The sequence below is a fragment of the Psychrobacillus sp. FSL H8-0484 genome (assembly GCF_038005325.1).
Classification (GTDB): Bacteria; Bacillota; Bacilli; order Bacillales_A; family Planococcaceae; genus Psychrobacillus.
Genome location: NZ_JBBOSZ010000001.1, coordinates 1,000,630 through 1,016,682, shown reverse-complemented (window position 1 = coordinate 1,016,682; position 16,053 = coordinate 1,000,630). Strand labels below are relative to the sequence as shown.

At 37.6% G+C, this 16,053-nt stretch carries 11 protein-coding genes; 3 read left to right on the top strand and 8 right to left on the bottom strand.

Translation table 11 applies throughout. From position 1 onward, the window contains the following. Window positions 1-27 precede the first annotated feature (27 nt). The gene (locus MHH81_RS04600; RefSeq protein ID WP_340918436.1) at window positions 28-723 is read left to right on the top strand and encodes a Crp/Fnr family transcriptional regulator; all 696 of its coding nucleotides are present in this window, start codon (window positions 28-30) and stop codon (window positions 721-723) included. Window positions 724-772: 49 nt separating this feature from the next. On the opposite strand, the gene MHH81_RS04595 is transcribed toward MHH81_RS04600, so the two are convergent. Together MHH81_RS04595 and MHH81_RS04590 are read right to left on the bottom strand one after the other, a co-directional pair. Continuing rightward, entirely contained in the window at window positions 773-1,081 is a 309-nt protein-coding gene (locus MHH81_RS04595) for a metal-sulfur cluster assembly factor (RefSeq protein WP_340918433.1), read from the bottom strand. A gap of 49 nt (window positions 1,082-1,130) precedes the next feature. Next, window positions 1,131-1,889: a prolyl oligopeptidase family serine peptidase gene (locus MHH81_RS04590; protein WP_340918430.1), complete on the bottom strand. Its 759-nt coding sequence runs from the start codon at window positions 1,887-1,889 to the stop codon at window positions 1,131-1,133. Window positions 1,890-2,021: 132 nt separating this feature from the next. Between MHH81_RS04590 and MHH81_RS04585 the strand changes: the two genes are divergently transcribed. Together MHH81_RS04585 and MHH81_RS04580 are read left to right on the top strand one after the other, a co-directional pair. Continuing rightward, window positions 2,022-2,834, top strand: a complete 813-nt coding sequence (locus MHH81_RS04585; RefSeq protein ID WP_340918428.1) for a Cof-type HAD-IIB family hydrolase — start codon at window positions 2,022-2,024, stop codon at window positions 2,832-2,834. A gap of 21 nt (window positions 2,835-2,855) precedes the next feature. Further along, window positions 2,856-3,707 (top strand): DegV family protein, encoded by an 852-nt coding sequence (locus MHH81_RS04580; protein WP_340918426.1) that lies wholly within the window; start codon window positions 2,856-2,858, stop codon window positions 3,705-3,707. A 379-nt stretch (window positions 3,708-4,086) separates the two neighbouring features. Here the strand turns inward: MHH81_RS04580 and MHH81_RS04575 are convergent, their stop codons facing one another. From MHH81_RS04575 to addB, 6 genes are all read right to left on the bottom strand, one after another. Continuing rightward, a complete protein-coding gene (locus MHH81_RS04575) occupies window positions 4,087-5,529 on the bottom strand; it encodes an alpha-amylase family glycosyl hydrolase (RefSeq protein ID WP_340918423.1) in 1,443 nt (480 codons plus the stop codon). A 718-nt stretch (window positions 5,530-6,247) separates the two neighbouring features. Continuing rightward, window positions 6,248-6,610 (bottom strand): YisL family protein, encoded by a 363-nt coding sequence (locus MHH81_RS04570; RefSeq protein WP_340918419.1) that lies wholly within the window; start codon window positions 6,608-6,610, stop codon window positions 6,248-6,250. 59 nt (window positions 6,611-6,669) lie between these two features. Further along, on the bottom strand, window positions 6,670-7,566 hold the full coding sequence (locus MHH81_RS04565) for a fumarylacetoacetate hydrolase family protein (RefSeq protein WP_340918416.1): 897 nt from the start codon (window positions 7,564-7,566) through the stop codon (window positions 6,670-6,672). Between the two features lie 46 nt (window positions 7,567-7,612). After that, window positions 7,613-8,803, bottom strand: a complete 1,191-nt coding sequence (locus MHH81_RS04560) for a DUF418 domain-containing protein (protein WP_340925116.1) — start codon at window positions 8,801-8,803, stop codon at window positions 7,613-7,615. A gap of 18 nt (window positions 8,804-8,821) precedes the next feature. Next, window positions 8,822-12,535, bottom strand: a complete 3,714-nt coding sequence (addA, locus tag MHH81_RS04555; RefSeq protein WP_340918411.1) for a helicase-exonuclease AddAB subunit AddA — start codon at window positions 12,533-12,535, stop codon at window positions 8,822-8,824. Continuing rightward, window positions 12,522-16,016: a helicase-exonuclease AddAB subunit AddB gene (gene addB, locus MHH81_RS04550; RefSeq protein WP_340918409.1), complete on the bottom strand. Its 3,495-nt coding sequence runs from the start codon at window positions 16,014-16,016 to the stop codon at window positions 12,522-12,524. The genes addA and addB overlap by 14 nt, the downstream gene beginning before the upstream one ends. Between the last annotated feature and the right edge of the window lie 37 nt (window positions 16,017-16,053).

Genomic DNA, 16,053 nt, shown 5'->3' with positions numbered 1-16,053 from the left:
TATATACACGGAAAGGTTGTGTTATTAATGAGCGAGTATATTTCTGATACAACAGGCATTTATTCACTATTTAAACAATATGGTTCCATAGTAAAATTAGAAAAAGATCGACCTGTTTTTCAAGAGGGCGAGCGCTCTGAAGAGATTTATTTCATCGTCTCTGGATCTGTAGGTATTAATAAAGACACAGAAAGCGGTAAACTTTTAACACTCCGAGTAGTCGGACCAAATGATTACATTGGTGAAACTGCTGTTTTTTGTGATATTGTATACCACTCCTTTTCTGCTATTACTTTAGAATCTACCCAATTATTATCGCTTCACCGAACCAAACTAGAGAATTTTTTAATGGAATCTACAGAGCTAATGGTAGAATGGACAAAATTTATTCAACTAGTTTATATAAAGAATCAAACTCGGTTTAGAGACTTAATGTTACATGGCAAAAAAGGAGCACTTTTCTCCACGTTGATTCGTCTTTCTAATACATATGGTCAAGTACAACCGGATGGAAGTATTATCATAGAGTACACACTAACCAATCAAAAGCTAGCAAATTTATGTGCCATGAGTAGAGAAGTTGTTAATAGAATGTTAAATGATATTAAAAATGCAGGTATTGTGTCCTTTCAAAAAGGAATCATTACCATTCATGATATTGAATTCTTGAAAAGAGAAAATGAGTGTGAGAATTGTCCCTTAACTATTTGCCGAATTGATTAAAAAAAGCGACCTCTTTCTATTTTTGTAATAGAAAGAGGTCGCTTTTATATTAACGTATGCCTAAGGCAATCTTAGCGTATCTAGACATATTATCTTTTGACCATGGTGGATTCCAGACGATGTTAACTTCAGTTTCTTTGACTTCTGGTAATTCCATAAGTGCTGTATTCACTTGATCCACAATCATCGGTCCCATTGGGCATCCCATGGATGTTAAAGTCATCGTAACTGTTCCAACACCCTCATCTGACAATTCAACATCGTATACTAAACCTAAATTGACAATATCTACGCCTAGTTCAGGGTCAATGACATTTTCAAGAGCTGCCATCATGCTATCTTTCATATCTTGGTCCATTTAAATAACCTCCTTACCTCATTAATCCATCATAACAAAACATCTATACTTATGCCAAATTGTTTGAAAGCCATTTTGTTGCGCTTAACATTCCCTTGCGAGATACTGCGTGACCTGCAGATTTTTCTTTCATAAACACGATATCATTCTCTCCATATTCATGTTTCAACGCTTCGATAAAATGTGCAGTCGGTTCAAATGGAACAACTGGATCTTTTTCTCCGTGCCAGAAAAACAACGGTTTATCAGCAAGTTTGTGCATTTGATTAGAAGCATCAAAAGAAGCTAACGTATCAAACATATTTTTTCTTTCTTCACTATTTAGCGGAATTTTAAACCCTTTTTGTTCTACTAAAGCCATTTGTGCTTTTGCAAGTTCAACATAACCCGGAGTCCCCATCATAATAGCAGCCGCGTCAATCCAAGGATAGGCAGTTAAACAGCCTAAAGTCGTGATACCACCCATGGAAGTTCCCGCAAGACCAATTTTCTGATCAATTAAATACCCGCGTTCGATAAGTTCTTCCTTTAATTTACCGACCTCTTCGATGGAGGTTAATACTATTTCCCAAAACCGAAGGCTAATTTCTACTTGGTCTAGTTTCTCCGCTCGGTCACCATGTAAAAGAGCGTCGGGTAATATTACTCTGCACCCTTGGTTAACTAGTTGATAAGCATAATGTAAATTATGTTCCTTTGCACTTTCAAACCCATGTAAGAATAGAACAATAGGTGCGTTATTACTTATTTCTTCATCAAATATATGTAATACAGGAATATTACCCCATAATTCAGATTGTGAAATCATTTCTTAAGCCACCTCCGTATTTATTATTATTCTAACAAAGCATTTCAATATTTACAAAAAAGCTAAACTATACGTTTTGACGTTCCTACTTGAACACGATAAACTTTAATAATAAAGAGGGGAGTTTTTCATATGCAACGTCACTTAATAGTATTGGATTTAGATGGAACATTATTGACCGATGAAAAAGTTATTTCGCAAAAGACAAAAAATACACTATTACAAGCAAAAGATGAAGGCCATGAAGTAATGATTGCAACTGGAAGACCTTATCGATCAAGTGAAATGTATTATAAAGAACTTGGACTAACGACACCAATTGTTAATTTTAATGGAGCATTTGTGCATCTTCCAATGAGTAACACGTGGAATACATGGCATAAGCCGATAGAATTAAAGGTAGTAAAAGAAGTAGTTGAAGCGGTTCAAAGTTTTTCCATAAAAAATATGCTAGCAGAAGTGTTGGATGACGTATACTTACATTATCATGATGAAAAAATGATCTCGGCATTCGCTTTAGGTAATCCACATATTACAACTGGTGATTTACGTACTTTTTTAAAAACAGATCCTACAAGCCTTCTGATACATGCAGAAGAGGAATCAGTTGACTTAGTTCGCAAACATTTACGGGATGTACATGCCGAAGTAATAGACCATCGCCGCTGGGGCGCTCCTTGGGATGTTATTGAAATTGTACGGAGCGGCTTAAACAAAGCGGTTGGTTTAGCGCAAGTTTCCGAGTATTTAAATATACCGAAAGAACGCATCATTGCATTTGGAGACGAAGACAATGATTTAGAAATGATTGAATTTGCAGGAGTTGGGGTTGCAATGGGCAATGCAATTGCACCACTCCAAAACATCGCCAACGAAATTACTTTATCTAATAATTCGGATGGTATTGCCGAATTATTAATAGAAAGATTACAATTAAACAAATAAGGATAATAAAGGAGGATGAAAATGAAATTATTCGCTGATAGCGCTAGTGACTTACCAAAATCTTTCTTTGAAGTACATGATGTTGAATTAGTACCACTTAGAGTTCATATTGACGAAAACGAGTATGATGATATTGTTGGTATTGATTCAAAAGAAGTATACGCAGCAATACGAGCTGGCAAACAGCCAAAAACCTCACAAGCATCTCCAGAACTTTTTTTAAGACTGTTTGAGGACCTTGCAAAATCAGGAGAAGAAGGTTTGTACATTGCACTCTCTTCTGCACTTTCCGGAACATATAGTACCGCTGTCATGATGCGCGAGCAGCTGCTTGAAACATATCCCGAACTAAAATTAACGATCATTGATTCGAAATGTGCATCACTAGGGATTGGGCTTCTGGTAAAAGAAGCAGTAAAGTTAAAAGACGAGGGCTTAGACTTACCAACTATTGAAGAAAAAATTCGATTTAATGCCGAGCATATGGAGCACCTATTCACGGTGGAAGACTTAGATTATCTAGCTCGTGGTGGAAGAGTTTCTAAAGCAAGTGCATTTATTGGTGGATTACTAAATATTAAACCACTTTTACATGTAGAAGACGGAAAACTAGTTCCAATTGAAAAAATTCGAGGTCGCAAAAAAGTAATTAAACGAATGATGGATATGATGGAGGAACGAGGTAGTCAATTAAATGAACAGATAGTCGCAATAAGTCATAGCGATGATGAAGCGACGGCGCTTGAAATGAAAAAAGTAATCGAAGAACGTTTTCAACCAAAGAGTATTGAAATACACCTGATTGGTTCGACTGTAGGGGCACATGTAGGTCCAGGAACTATGGCATTATTCTTTTTAAATAAGCTCTCATAAATTAATAGTAGATACTAAATAAATAGAAATGTTAAAAGGCGAAACTATAGAAATATAGATTTCGCCTTTTCCAATGTATTGATTTCCGTTCCAGACGGACGCTTTCCGCTACAATCAATTGCCTACAAAAAATAGTAGTTTAACATTCGTAAATAGAAAAAGACTGTTTCCAAGTCCATTTTATGACTTTGGAGACAGTCTTCTATTTATTTGGCGCTGTTATATTTTACTGTTATTTTTTAGCATATAATTTGAGGTAGAAACCGAGCAGACTACCGTGGGAAAGCGAGCCAGCATGCTTAGCCGAGGAAGCTTGTCGTTCGCCCGCAGAAATTAAACGGCTGCTACCATTAACAACACTTTTGTTTAACAACACCTTTTATTTATTATCCGCGTCGCGTCTTCGTTGCTTTCCTTTCTTCCAAACAACAACTAAGAATACGATAAACAGTAAGTAAGAAACTGCCATGGCAATTATATAAGAAGTATTTAAGCCTTTATGATCTGTTACTTGAAACACCTCTACAATTTCTCGATCCATTACTATTCGGTAAGAGCCATCATCGGAAGGTCGTATTAAATCGGATTCAAATAATCCTCGTAATTCCTTATCTTCACCCACGACGTCACTTGATAAATCGATTCGTTGCGTTCCACTTGTATTATTAACTACAACAATAAATGTTTCATCCTCAGAATAACGTTTGAAAACCATGTATCCATTTTCGTTTTTCAAAACTTCCATTTTCCCAGTACGCATAGTTTCGGATTTATTTCGAATCGAATTTATATCCTTAATATATTCGATTAATTCTTCATCTACTCGAAAGTTCATGACTTGGTGACTTTCTTGAGGAGTTTGTCCATTCATTGCAATTTCTGTACCATACGTCATATAAGGTACGCCAGGCATTGTTAGCATCGCACCTATCGCTGTTCTAATACGAGTAGGAGGGAACATATTTTCAAGTGCACTATAATAAGTAAATCTTTCCGAAGTTAAATCATCAATCATTAGTAAATCATTGTAGTTCGTAGAACCAATACCAGCTGTTGGATTATCCGTATTTTTAAAGGCTTCTCGAAAGTTTACTTGTAATTCTTCAGAATATTTTACATCAAAATCTGCATCCGATTCTTCTAGTGCAATGACATACATAGGATCACGTACTTCTTTTACACTTGCAATGATTTCATTTATAAAAGCTGTAGGAGCAGTATCTAATTCAGAAAGTTTTACACCATCAATTTCATATTTACTTGCAAAGCTAACGAGTGTTTCTGTTAAAGCTTTCTGCACTTCATCATTTGAAAGATCTAATTGCAGGACACCATTTTCAGAAGAAATAATCCAATCTTTCTTTTCATTGTCTACATTCCAAACATGATTGACACTATAATTATTTAAAGGAAACTCGATCATTATTTTTAGATTTTGTTTATGCGCTTCATCGATAAGCTTTTGGAATTCTTCTGGAGTACCAAAACGCTTTTCAATCTCATTAAAATCTAAAATCCGCTTACCATCATAGGTTTCAGTTGCGAATACAGGTCCAATAGAAATAGTCGTAAAGCCCATATCTTTAATATGTGCCATCTTATCAATAATCCCAACAAAATCCCCACCTGCAAAAGCATTTGGATCTTTTGCATTTACGTCATAATCATTAGAAATAACTTTATTAAAATAACGATCTACATATAAATCGTATATACTTTCGTTATGTATAGAAGCGTTTTCTTCTGCATTGGTAGTTTGAGTCGTTGTCACCCAAAGACCACTAATCAATAAACCGGTTACAAGCCATTTTTTTAATTTCAAGGTAAATCCTCCTTTATCTAGAACAGCAGAAGCGCAAGTCACTAGATCTAACAATTTGTTCAACACATCAACGTTATTTTAACAAAGCTACGTTTTAATCGCTATCGTTTAAACAGGAATGTCCTAAAAATAACCGATAATTCGTCCAAACTGTGTCATAAATAAAAAGTTACTTCGATAAAACAAGTTGTTTCTTACAAGTAAATGGCTGGATGAAACCCATATTCCCCTTAATCGGATGGCTTACCAGAATAATCGGGTGGTTTACCCGAATAAACGGATGGCTTACCAGAATAATCGGATGGTTTACCCGAATAATCGGATGGCTCAACCGAATAATCGGATGGCTCAACCGAATAATCGGATGGCTCAACCGAATAATCGGATGGCTAGGCTGACTAATCGGACGACTCCCCGCTTAATCTAGATTAACTGTTAAATCCATTAACAAAAGCCACCAATTAATTCGGTGGCTTCGACGTGTTATGCATACCCATTTCAATGTTGATCATCTAGTCAGGATCGGATGTTTTTTTGTAAACTTTAGAAACAATAATGGAAGCAATAACAAAGATCATCATCAATAGGATGACGAATATTAGTAAGGATACCCCTAGCATTTGTTATATCACTCCTTTTCATTCATTATTCCTCAAAATAACATACTTGTCCTAAAATGAAAAGGAGCTTCCACTAATGGAAAGCCCCTTCTGATTAATTAAGCTAAGAAATTTATACCCATTGGTAGTTTGAATCCAAGGAAAAGAGCGATGAAGAAGAAAACAAAAACCAAAACTAAAAATGTTGTATAGGGTTTGCCTTTTTTCTTTTTCACTAATGTCATTTCCATCATACCAATAACTAAGATACCTGCTAAAAATTTCATGCCATAAAGCATGCCCTCGCCATAGTCCATCCCTTTCATGAACAATGCCATACCAGTTACAATAATAAATAGATAGTCTAATCGTAAAATCATGTGAACAACTTTTGGATTAGCCATAGCTAATGCAACAAAAAATAGAATTAGTCCTACTACCCAAGTTGTAATGTGAAAATCTGTTCTTGCTAAAAAATCCATTTGTCTCACCTCGACGTTATTTTATTATATAAATATACTATAACACTTTCATCCGAATATTACTCGAACTTGTTCACCAACGTACCAATTCCTTCAATAGACACTTTCACAATATCGCCTGATTTCAGAAACTTAGGAGTATTAAAACCCTTCCCTACGCCAGCAGGAGTTCCTGTTAAAATTACATCACCTGGCTCTAAGGTAACAATTCTAGAAATTTCCGAAATTATTTGTTCCACCGAATAAATCATATCAGAAGTTAGTCCATTTTGACGAATTTCATCATTTACTTTTGTCACAATCGCAAGTTCTTGCGGGTTTGGCAGTTCATCTTTAGTCACTACATAAGGACCTAATGGACATGAGCCACTTAAACTTTTTCCAAGGAAATATTGTTGGTGCTTCGTTTGTAAATCACGTGCTGTTAAATCATTTGCAATAGTATAACCAAACACATAGTCATATGCTAATTTCGTTGGTATATTTTTCCCTTCTTTTCCTATAACAACTGCCAGTTCCCCTTCATAATCATAAGAGGATGTTATATCTGCATGAACGGAAAGCGTTTGTTCGTCTGCAGCAATAGTAGTTGGAGCCTTTGTAAACACGACAAAATCATTCGCTACACCTCCCATTTCTTTTGCATGGTCAGCGTAGTTTTTACCAATAGCCATAATATTTTTCGGAGTACGAGGAATTGGGGAAAGCCATTCAATTTCCGTAAAGGAACGTTTAAAACTATTTGCATTTTCCTCTTTCGAAGCTACTTCTACAAGTTTACGAATCTGCTCGATAAAATCCATCCCATAACTTACACCTTGAACAATGGATGTCGGGAAACTAGGTAAAACCTGGAGTGTCTCTTGTATGCTTAGTACATCCCATACTGCCTCTTCTTTTTTCACTTTTGGTCCGAAGTAAATTTTATCATTTAATCGGTATGATAATAGTTTCATCGTGTCGACTCTCCTTCAAATAGTTTTGAATCTAGTCTCTAGTCTATTACAAATTGATTTTGTTTTCATCCTTTTTAGGTAAAATATTTGAATAAGTCAGTTTTCTCCACAATGCTTCTACTGGTCCTTGCTTAAATCGTATAAACCATATTTCCGCAAATACTAGTTGTAAAACATATATGCCAACCGCCATCCATGTTCCTGTTACAATATCAATCTTTCCATACAATCCAAATCCATACGCATAAAATATAGTAGTAGCAATAATAGATTGCATTAAATAGATTGTCATCGACATTCTTCCAGCTTTTGCAACCGGTGATAAGATTTTAGGTACTACAGGAATCGTACATAACAAAGCTATTATTCCTGCATATGCCATTGCTTGTAGCGGTCCTCCAAATGTATCCTGTGCAGTAACGGTAAACACATTATCTCCCATCACATAAGGGATCCATTTAATGGCAGTACCAGCTGCCAAGCCAATAATAATTGTGATAATCCAAAACACTTTTAATTCTCTTGCTCTTTCAATTAACTTTAGCTTTGCAGCTGCTGCGCCAATTAATAAAAACGGAACGATCATAAATAACATCATAATAACAATTAACCCATTACCTGACATATATAACCAATCATCTAATCTTTGCCAAAATACATCTACCCAAGAGCCTTGAGAATAAGCGACGATTGATGCTTCTACTTCTTGAATGCCGGTATATAATATTGCATTATTCGGATCAATCTTAGCTAAAACAAACAAAAATCCGCTTAATAACCCATTTGGAATTAAAAATAAAAGAGCACTTATTAACAATAACCAAAAAGGCTTTAGCTTCATCATTGTTATTAATACTAATCCTGCTAGTGCATAAGTGATTAAAATATCACCTGACCAAATAAGAAACGCATGTATGCAGCCTATTAGTAACAAAACTAACAACCTTCTAACAGCTAGCTTTGTAAAGGAAGTTCCTCTTTCCTGCGTCTTCATAAATTGCATCGCAAGCCCGTACCCAAATAACATTGCAAATAACGGATAGACACTCCCTTGTACAAAGATATCTATCCACTTATATGTTTCATAATCCCCCGGAGCTTGGTACCAACTATATGGATTTACATAAATGTATGGACTATGAAAAAATAACATATTGACGACAAAAATCCCTAATAACGCAAACCCTCTCATAACGTCAATGGATATTACTCGTTCTTTCTCTCCTGTTGGACTCATCAACAATCTTATTTCCCCCTATAATGACACAGTTTTATTTCCATCAAATAAATACAGTGTTTTTTCTTTAATCTCCACTTGCATAATCGCTTCAATCGCTTGAGCATAAAGAGATAGCTGAATCTGGTAACGATTTTTCATTTCCTGTTGTAGTAAAGAATCATTATTTAATAAATGCTGGACCCGATCCGTTTTATAATCGAGTAAAACCCAGCGGCCATCATCTTCTAAAAACAAGCAGTCGACAACCCCTTGAATAATTTGCTTATCTCCATCCTGATCATGTAAAGCGTATGTGAATGGAAATTCTCGCATCACTTCTTTTGCATCACGCAAACGTGCCGCTATGTCGGAATGGAAGAAAGGCACTATTTTTTCTGGATGAATCGAAAGTTGTTCTGCTTTTGTTAAGATTTCTCGTTCTGCAAGCTTATCTGCAAATGCGCTCACTTGCTCTACTGTTTTCACTTCTGCCAAATCGACATTTTGCATAAATGCATGTACTGCTGTACCGACTTCTGCTCCAGTCAATTTTTCTTCTTGCTGAAGAAAGAATGGGCGCTTCGCGATTTTGGTGAGACTACTAGTATTACTGTTTGCTTGAAAATAGTCTTCTTCTCGCTCCATTAATTGTTGGATTTTTTTCATTTCGCTTACCGATTGTTTCGATCGTTTATGAGTAGCATATTCAAAGGCATATGGTGTATCAAATCGAGCCTGTATATCCGAAAGTAGGTCGGACTTCTCATGGTCTATAAGCATGTCTAACGTAATTTTCTCTTTTACTTTTGCTTCTGTCTGAATTTTTAAGTCATCGATGTGTTTCGCAACAATTGTCCACCTCGATTCACTCGCGACGATGTTGGCTTCCACTACGTTGGATATTTGCGTATAATCTGCATGTCTTGCAAGTGCCGGACCAATCCAATCCAAATATCCCTTCGCTTTAGCACGAATATAGTCAGGTAGCATCTCATCGCTCATAAGTGCCTGTGCGTCTTCCCATTTCTCCAGTGTTTTCGCAAGGTCTTTCACAGATGCAAGGAGAAATAAATGCTCTTTTGCACGAGTCATAGCCACATATAGGACACGCATTTCTTCCGCTTTTAACTCCATTTGTTTCTTTTCTTTCATAGATAAGAATGGCAAGGAAGTAAAGGAAATACGTTTGTCAGGATCAATTGCTTTTACAGCAAGTCCAAACGATTGGTCGAATAAATACGGTTCATTAAAGTCCATTTGGTTAAACGGTCTACCCATTCCTGCCAAAAATACAATTGGGAACTCCAAGCCTTTGGAAGAGTGAATCGTCATCAGCCGGACAACATTTTCTTTTTCACTAATCGCACGTGCTGTTCCTAAATCATCTCCACGTTTTCGCATGCGATCGATAAAACGTAAAAAGCGGAATAACCCTCGGAAGGAGGTCTTTTCATAATCGACAGCTCGGTCATGTAGAACACGTAAATTCGCTTGTCGCTGCTTTCCATTTGGCATCGACCCAACTATTTCATAATAATGGGTATCTAAATAGATTCGCCAAATTAAATCGGCTAGCGACCCTCTACGACTTAAATTCCGCCAATCTTCAAACTGTAATAAAAAACGCTGTAGTTTCTCGCTCGTTTCTGCAGAAATCCCTGCTCCCCCGCTTGATACAAAGGATTTTAAAGCATCATAAAAAGGTTCTTTCGGTGCAGAAAGACGTATAAGGGCTAGCTCCGACTCTGTTAATCCAACAAAAGGAGAACGGAGGACGGAAGCAAGGGAAATATCTTGGTAAGGATTATCAATGGTTCGAAGCGTATGAAGCATAATAAGCACTTCAATCGCTTCAAAATATCCTTTAGATAGCTCTGCATATAACGGAATCCCCGCTTCTTTAAATTGGTCTGTTACTTCCTGAGACCAAGTCATGGAACGCATTAAGATGACCATGTCGCTATATTGAACCGGACGAGAAATTTGCTTCCAAGGATCGTAAACAGTAGCTCCTGTGTCTATCATTTCTTTTATTTTGGATATGATATACCGAGCTTCTGCTTGTGATTTCTTTAGCTCTTCCTCCGCATTTAATTCTACTTTTTCTCCGTCCTCTTCTACTATTTCTACGCTACCATCCTCTACTTCATAGAGAAGGGCAAGTTCAACAGCTGCTTCTGCCTCATCGTAGGGAGCTTGAGGTTTTAAAGAAGCCGCATCATCGTAATTTATTTCGCCTACTTTTTCCCCCATCACTTGCTGGAAAATATAATTTGTTGCGTGTAGCACTTCTTTTCGACTTCTGAAGTTTGCATTTAAATCGATCCTCACCCCAGAATTCTCGGGCATTTCATTGAAAGTAAGATACTTTCCTAAAAACAGCATAGGCTCTGCTAACCGGAATCGATAAATGGATTGCTTCACATCTCCAACCATGAACATATTGCCAGTACTTTCATCCCTGCTTTTCACAAGTTTTAAGATAGTTTCCTGTAATCGGTTCGTATCCTGATATTCATCGACCAGTACTTCCTTGAAGCGATTTTGATATTCCTCTGCAATGGCGGACGGTACAAGCTGCCCATCCTCTTGACGCTCGGTTAGGATTTCTAACGCATAATGCTCTAAATCAGAAAAATCTACTAGCCCTTTTTCATTTTTAGCGATCGTATAACGTTCACCATAAGCAATTGCTAGTTCCACTAATGTTTGTAACTGAGGAGCCATTAAGCGCATTTCCTCTAGCAAACGTTCTGGTGTTCTTGTAAAATAATTTTCTTTTAGATCATTTACAATTTTTTTCACTTTATTTCTTTTACTTGTTGCCTGTTTCTTAAGTGCTTCGTCACAAGAATCTTTTTTTATCGATGCAGCTTTGACCCACGCCATGCTTTGGAAATAATAAAACACATCTTGCCAAGCACTCATTTTCATTAGACGTATTGCCTCTTGAATCACCTGTTCATCCTTCATAGCAGTTTCTGCCAGTGGAGCAGGTCCATTCGGAAGTGTTGCGAGCTTACGAATTTCTACTGTTACTGCAATGGCTTCTTCTAAGTGGTGAATAATGGCAAGCTTCAGTGGTTCTATAAAAGAAAGCTCATCAATGGTAATATCATCGCTTAATGTGTAGGCTTCTGGAATAGCAAGTAACCATTTTTTCGGTTCAGGATGTACCCGAGCATACGTGTACAACTTGTCAATCATTACTTCAATGGACTGATCATCTCGGTCCGATGTGAAGCTATCAGAAAGTCGGTACATCGCCTCTGGATTTTCCATTTGATACGCTTCTTCTAGTACTTCAGCTAATATATCATCCCGCATTAGAGCTGCTTCTGTTTCATTTGCAATCCGGAAACCAGGATCAATTGTCAACATATACGAATATTGTCGAACAATGTTTAAACAGAAGGAATGAAGCGTCGATATTTGCGCTTTATTTAAGAGATTAAGTTGCTTTCGTAAATGACTCGATGTTGGGTCGAGAGCGATTGCTTTTTCTAAAGCTTCCCCCATTCGATGACGCATTTCTGCTGCAGATGCATTGGTGAAAGTCACTACTAAGAGTTCATCGACATTAATCGGATTTTCTTTTGCAATTACTTTTTGAATGAGCCGGTCGATGAGGACAGCTGTTTTTCCTGAGCCTGCTGCTGCAGACACAAGTACGTCTGCACCGGTTACCCAAATAGCTTTCCATTGCGCTGGTGTCCACGTTAGCTCTGCTGGCATATTAGGAATGTTCATTTTGTCCCATCTCCTCCCGAATTTTTTCTGTAACAACATCTGGTTGCTCTACTTTTAATACACGTACTCCTTGTGCTGGATCTTGCGGATCAAATTGACACACACTTCGATACGAACAATACGTGCAAGGCATTTTGTCTTTTAAACGATACGGATACACGCGCGTATCTCCTGCATTCATGCCGTTACCAGCCTGCTCATGCTTTTTACGTACAAAGGACTGCAAAAGTTTCATTTGCTCGGGCTCTACTACTTTAGAGGAAGCTTTTGACAGGTTTCCATCTTTATTCATCCGAACAGGAATGACCTTCGAAAATCCTTCTATTTGTTCATCCATTTCCATAATGACCTCAGGATCATCGAGCAGCAAGCCGTTCATTTTATAGGATTTATAGATAGCATCCTGCAGCTCGGCATCTTCCATTTCTTTTTGAGATTGAATAAATGGATTATGCATATGCACATATAAAACACCTGCTGGCTCCGCATCTTCATGTAACCATATTTGTGCATTCTCGACGGCAACATCTAGATAAGTTAACATTTGAAGGGATAAACCGTGATACACCTCGTTTAAATCAATGCCTTTTTTCGAAGATTTATAATCAACAATTCGCACGAACATATTGCCATTTACATTTGCAGCGTCCACCCGGTCAATTCGCCCACGCAACTGCATGTTACGACGATTCTTTAACGGAATTTCAAGGGAAGGTAATTCTTCTCCAGGGCCAAATCCAGCTTCAATTGCAATAGGTACAAAACTGGATACTTTGGAATGTTTGCTAAGTGCTATAAGTGTTGACGCCACAATTTGCTCTAACTTACGCTGAATATAACGGTAGCGATTCGTACTAAGTAATAATTGATGGACAAATACAGGCACGATTTGATTTACCGCTTCTTTAGCCAGTTTCACGCATTGCTCTTTGGAAAGTTGGCCCCAAGTTAGATCTAACCGTTTCGTTTCATCTGCAATCCATTTAAGTGCTGCGTGAAATAAGTCGCCCATTGCTGGAGCTTCTAATCGATACTCTGCACGTTCCTCTAACTTTAAGCCATAGGCAGCAAAGTGAGCAAATGGGCAGCTATAGTATTTCTCTACACGCGACACACTAGATGTAATCGTTTCCCCGTATAAAGCAGTCGTCATTTCCTGAGATAGTCTTTCTGTTTTATTCCCTTGGATTAATGGTTTTATAATGCGATTTAACAATTTGGACCAATACGGATCATCCATATAATAGTGATACACCGATTGCCAAACTTCCGATAGATTTCCAGTTTCCATCGCTTCCCGTAATTGCATAACCACGTAAGGTAATGTCGTTCTAGGGTGACTGATTGCAGACATATCAAATATTTTTTCCGAAATATCCGTCGGGTCCATCACAGCGAATTCTACGGAAACTCCACTAACCATTTGTTGCAGTTTCTTTATATACATGGATGCAAGCAAAGCTTTCCCTTCACTATCCGCAATAGGATAGGACACGAACAAATAGTTAGAGGCAGTAGTAAATGCTTTATAGGTCAAATAATTTTCATCCAGGAGACGCACTTTAGAAGTTGGAGCAAGTTCAAAACCGATTTGTGTAAACCACTCACGCTCGGAATCCGATAATAATCCTTCATGGTCCATCCGTTTAGGATATACACCATCATTTACCCCAATAACAAAAATAGCTTGCATATTAGACAATCGGGCAATGTCAACACTTGCGACGATTACTTGATCGACTGTCGGAGGAATCCGAGAAAAGGTTAATTGATCATACCCTTCCTCTAATATTTTCGCTGCTTCCTCTATTGTCATTTCTTTTTCGCCAAACATTAATACGAATTGGTCTAATACATTTACCCACTCATTCCATGCCTGCTCATGCTCTGAAGCGAGTAACAATTGACCACTTTCTTCTTCTATTTGCTTCAGGCTTTGTAGCTTGTCATACACTTGAAGAGACTCCATAAAGGTAAACAAAGCTGTCGCAATGTCCAAAGCCGTTTTACTTTTATCTAATTGCTTGGAAAGTTTTATTAAAGGATCAACGACAATATCTCGAACAGCATGAATATCTGCTTGGATACTTAATTCCTCATCTGTTTGCACTTTCGAATAAAATTCTAGGCCACGATACTTTTTGTAAATCCACCTGCGTGCGTCATGCCATCTATCCCCGTATATACCAAAAGACAGCACAAAATTTTCTAACCTGTCCGCACGCTCTCTCCACTTATTTTTCGGAGCGCCTGGAGGAAAGAATAAATCTGTTTTTATTGCCCGAAACATTGGCTCGTACTTCCAATCCGTTCGAATAATTTCCAACACCGTTCGACTTAGCTCAATTAAAGGATGATGTAGCATCGATTTCTTTTGGCTAATAAATACAGGAATATCATACTGCGGGAATATCGTTTCTATTAAACCTTCGTATGTTTCTGCATCGCGATGTAAGATCGCCATTTCCTTGTAACGAACCTCTTTATGCTGAATCAGTTCCCGTATTTCCCTTGCCACAGCATGTATTTCAGCGCGACGATTGGACGCTTCCGTTATTCGTAAATATCCTTCTGTTTTCACCTCTAGCGGAGGTAACTGATCAAAGTTTTCTTCTATATGAGCAAGTTCCGCTACAGCAAAACGCTTTTGTTCTGCTAAGTGAACGATATTTTCAACTTCCAGAGTTTCTACTTGTGCCATTTCTAATAATCTAGCACATGTATTGGCTGGTTGATAAAATAAGGACTGCTCGTCTAGGGAATCCGCTAAGGACTCCATCGGAAGGGCAATAGTAATTCGCTTCACTTTTTTCATTAACGCTAGAATAATTTCTAGTTCTCTCGTTGTGAATGATGTAAATCCATCTATATAGATTTCCGATTTTCCTAGCAGTACAGAGTCTTGAATTTTCGTTGCTAGTAATGTTAAAAAACCTTCTCCGTCAATATAGCTTGCTCCTAATTTTTGTTCCATCAAATCAAGCATCATCATAATGTCCGATGATTTATCGAGTAAGGTTTTAGGTGCATTTACTGTTTGCAAATCATTTAGAGCGTTGGACATTGTCGCACTGTCGAGACAGTAGCGACTAAACTCTTTCAATAGCACTTCTATTTGATCTGTAAATCCTCGTTTGGTTGCAGCTCTCTTAAATAATTTAAACTCTTCTTTATTGTCTTCCAACAAACTTCGGATCAGCATCCGGTACCCAAATCCACTTATTTCTTCTTTAGCAATTCCGCCAGTCTCTTGTAGCACACGCCAAGCCAATCGCTTAAATGTCGTCACCTGTGCTCGTATTAACCCTTCAAGCCCTGAACCAGCAGCAAGATCATACTCACTAGAAAAAGACATTTGGTCTGGAACAATATAAAATAACGGATCTCCTAATGGAGCCGCCTTTAGCGTATTAACTATTTCTCTTTGCATGAACTTTGTCTTTCCTGATCCAGATCGACCAGTAACTATTCGTAATGACAAAATAACCTAGCCCCTCTCCATAAAAAAATCCGAATAA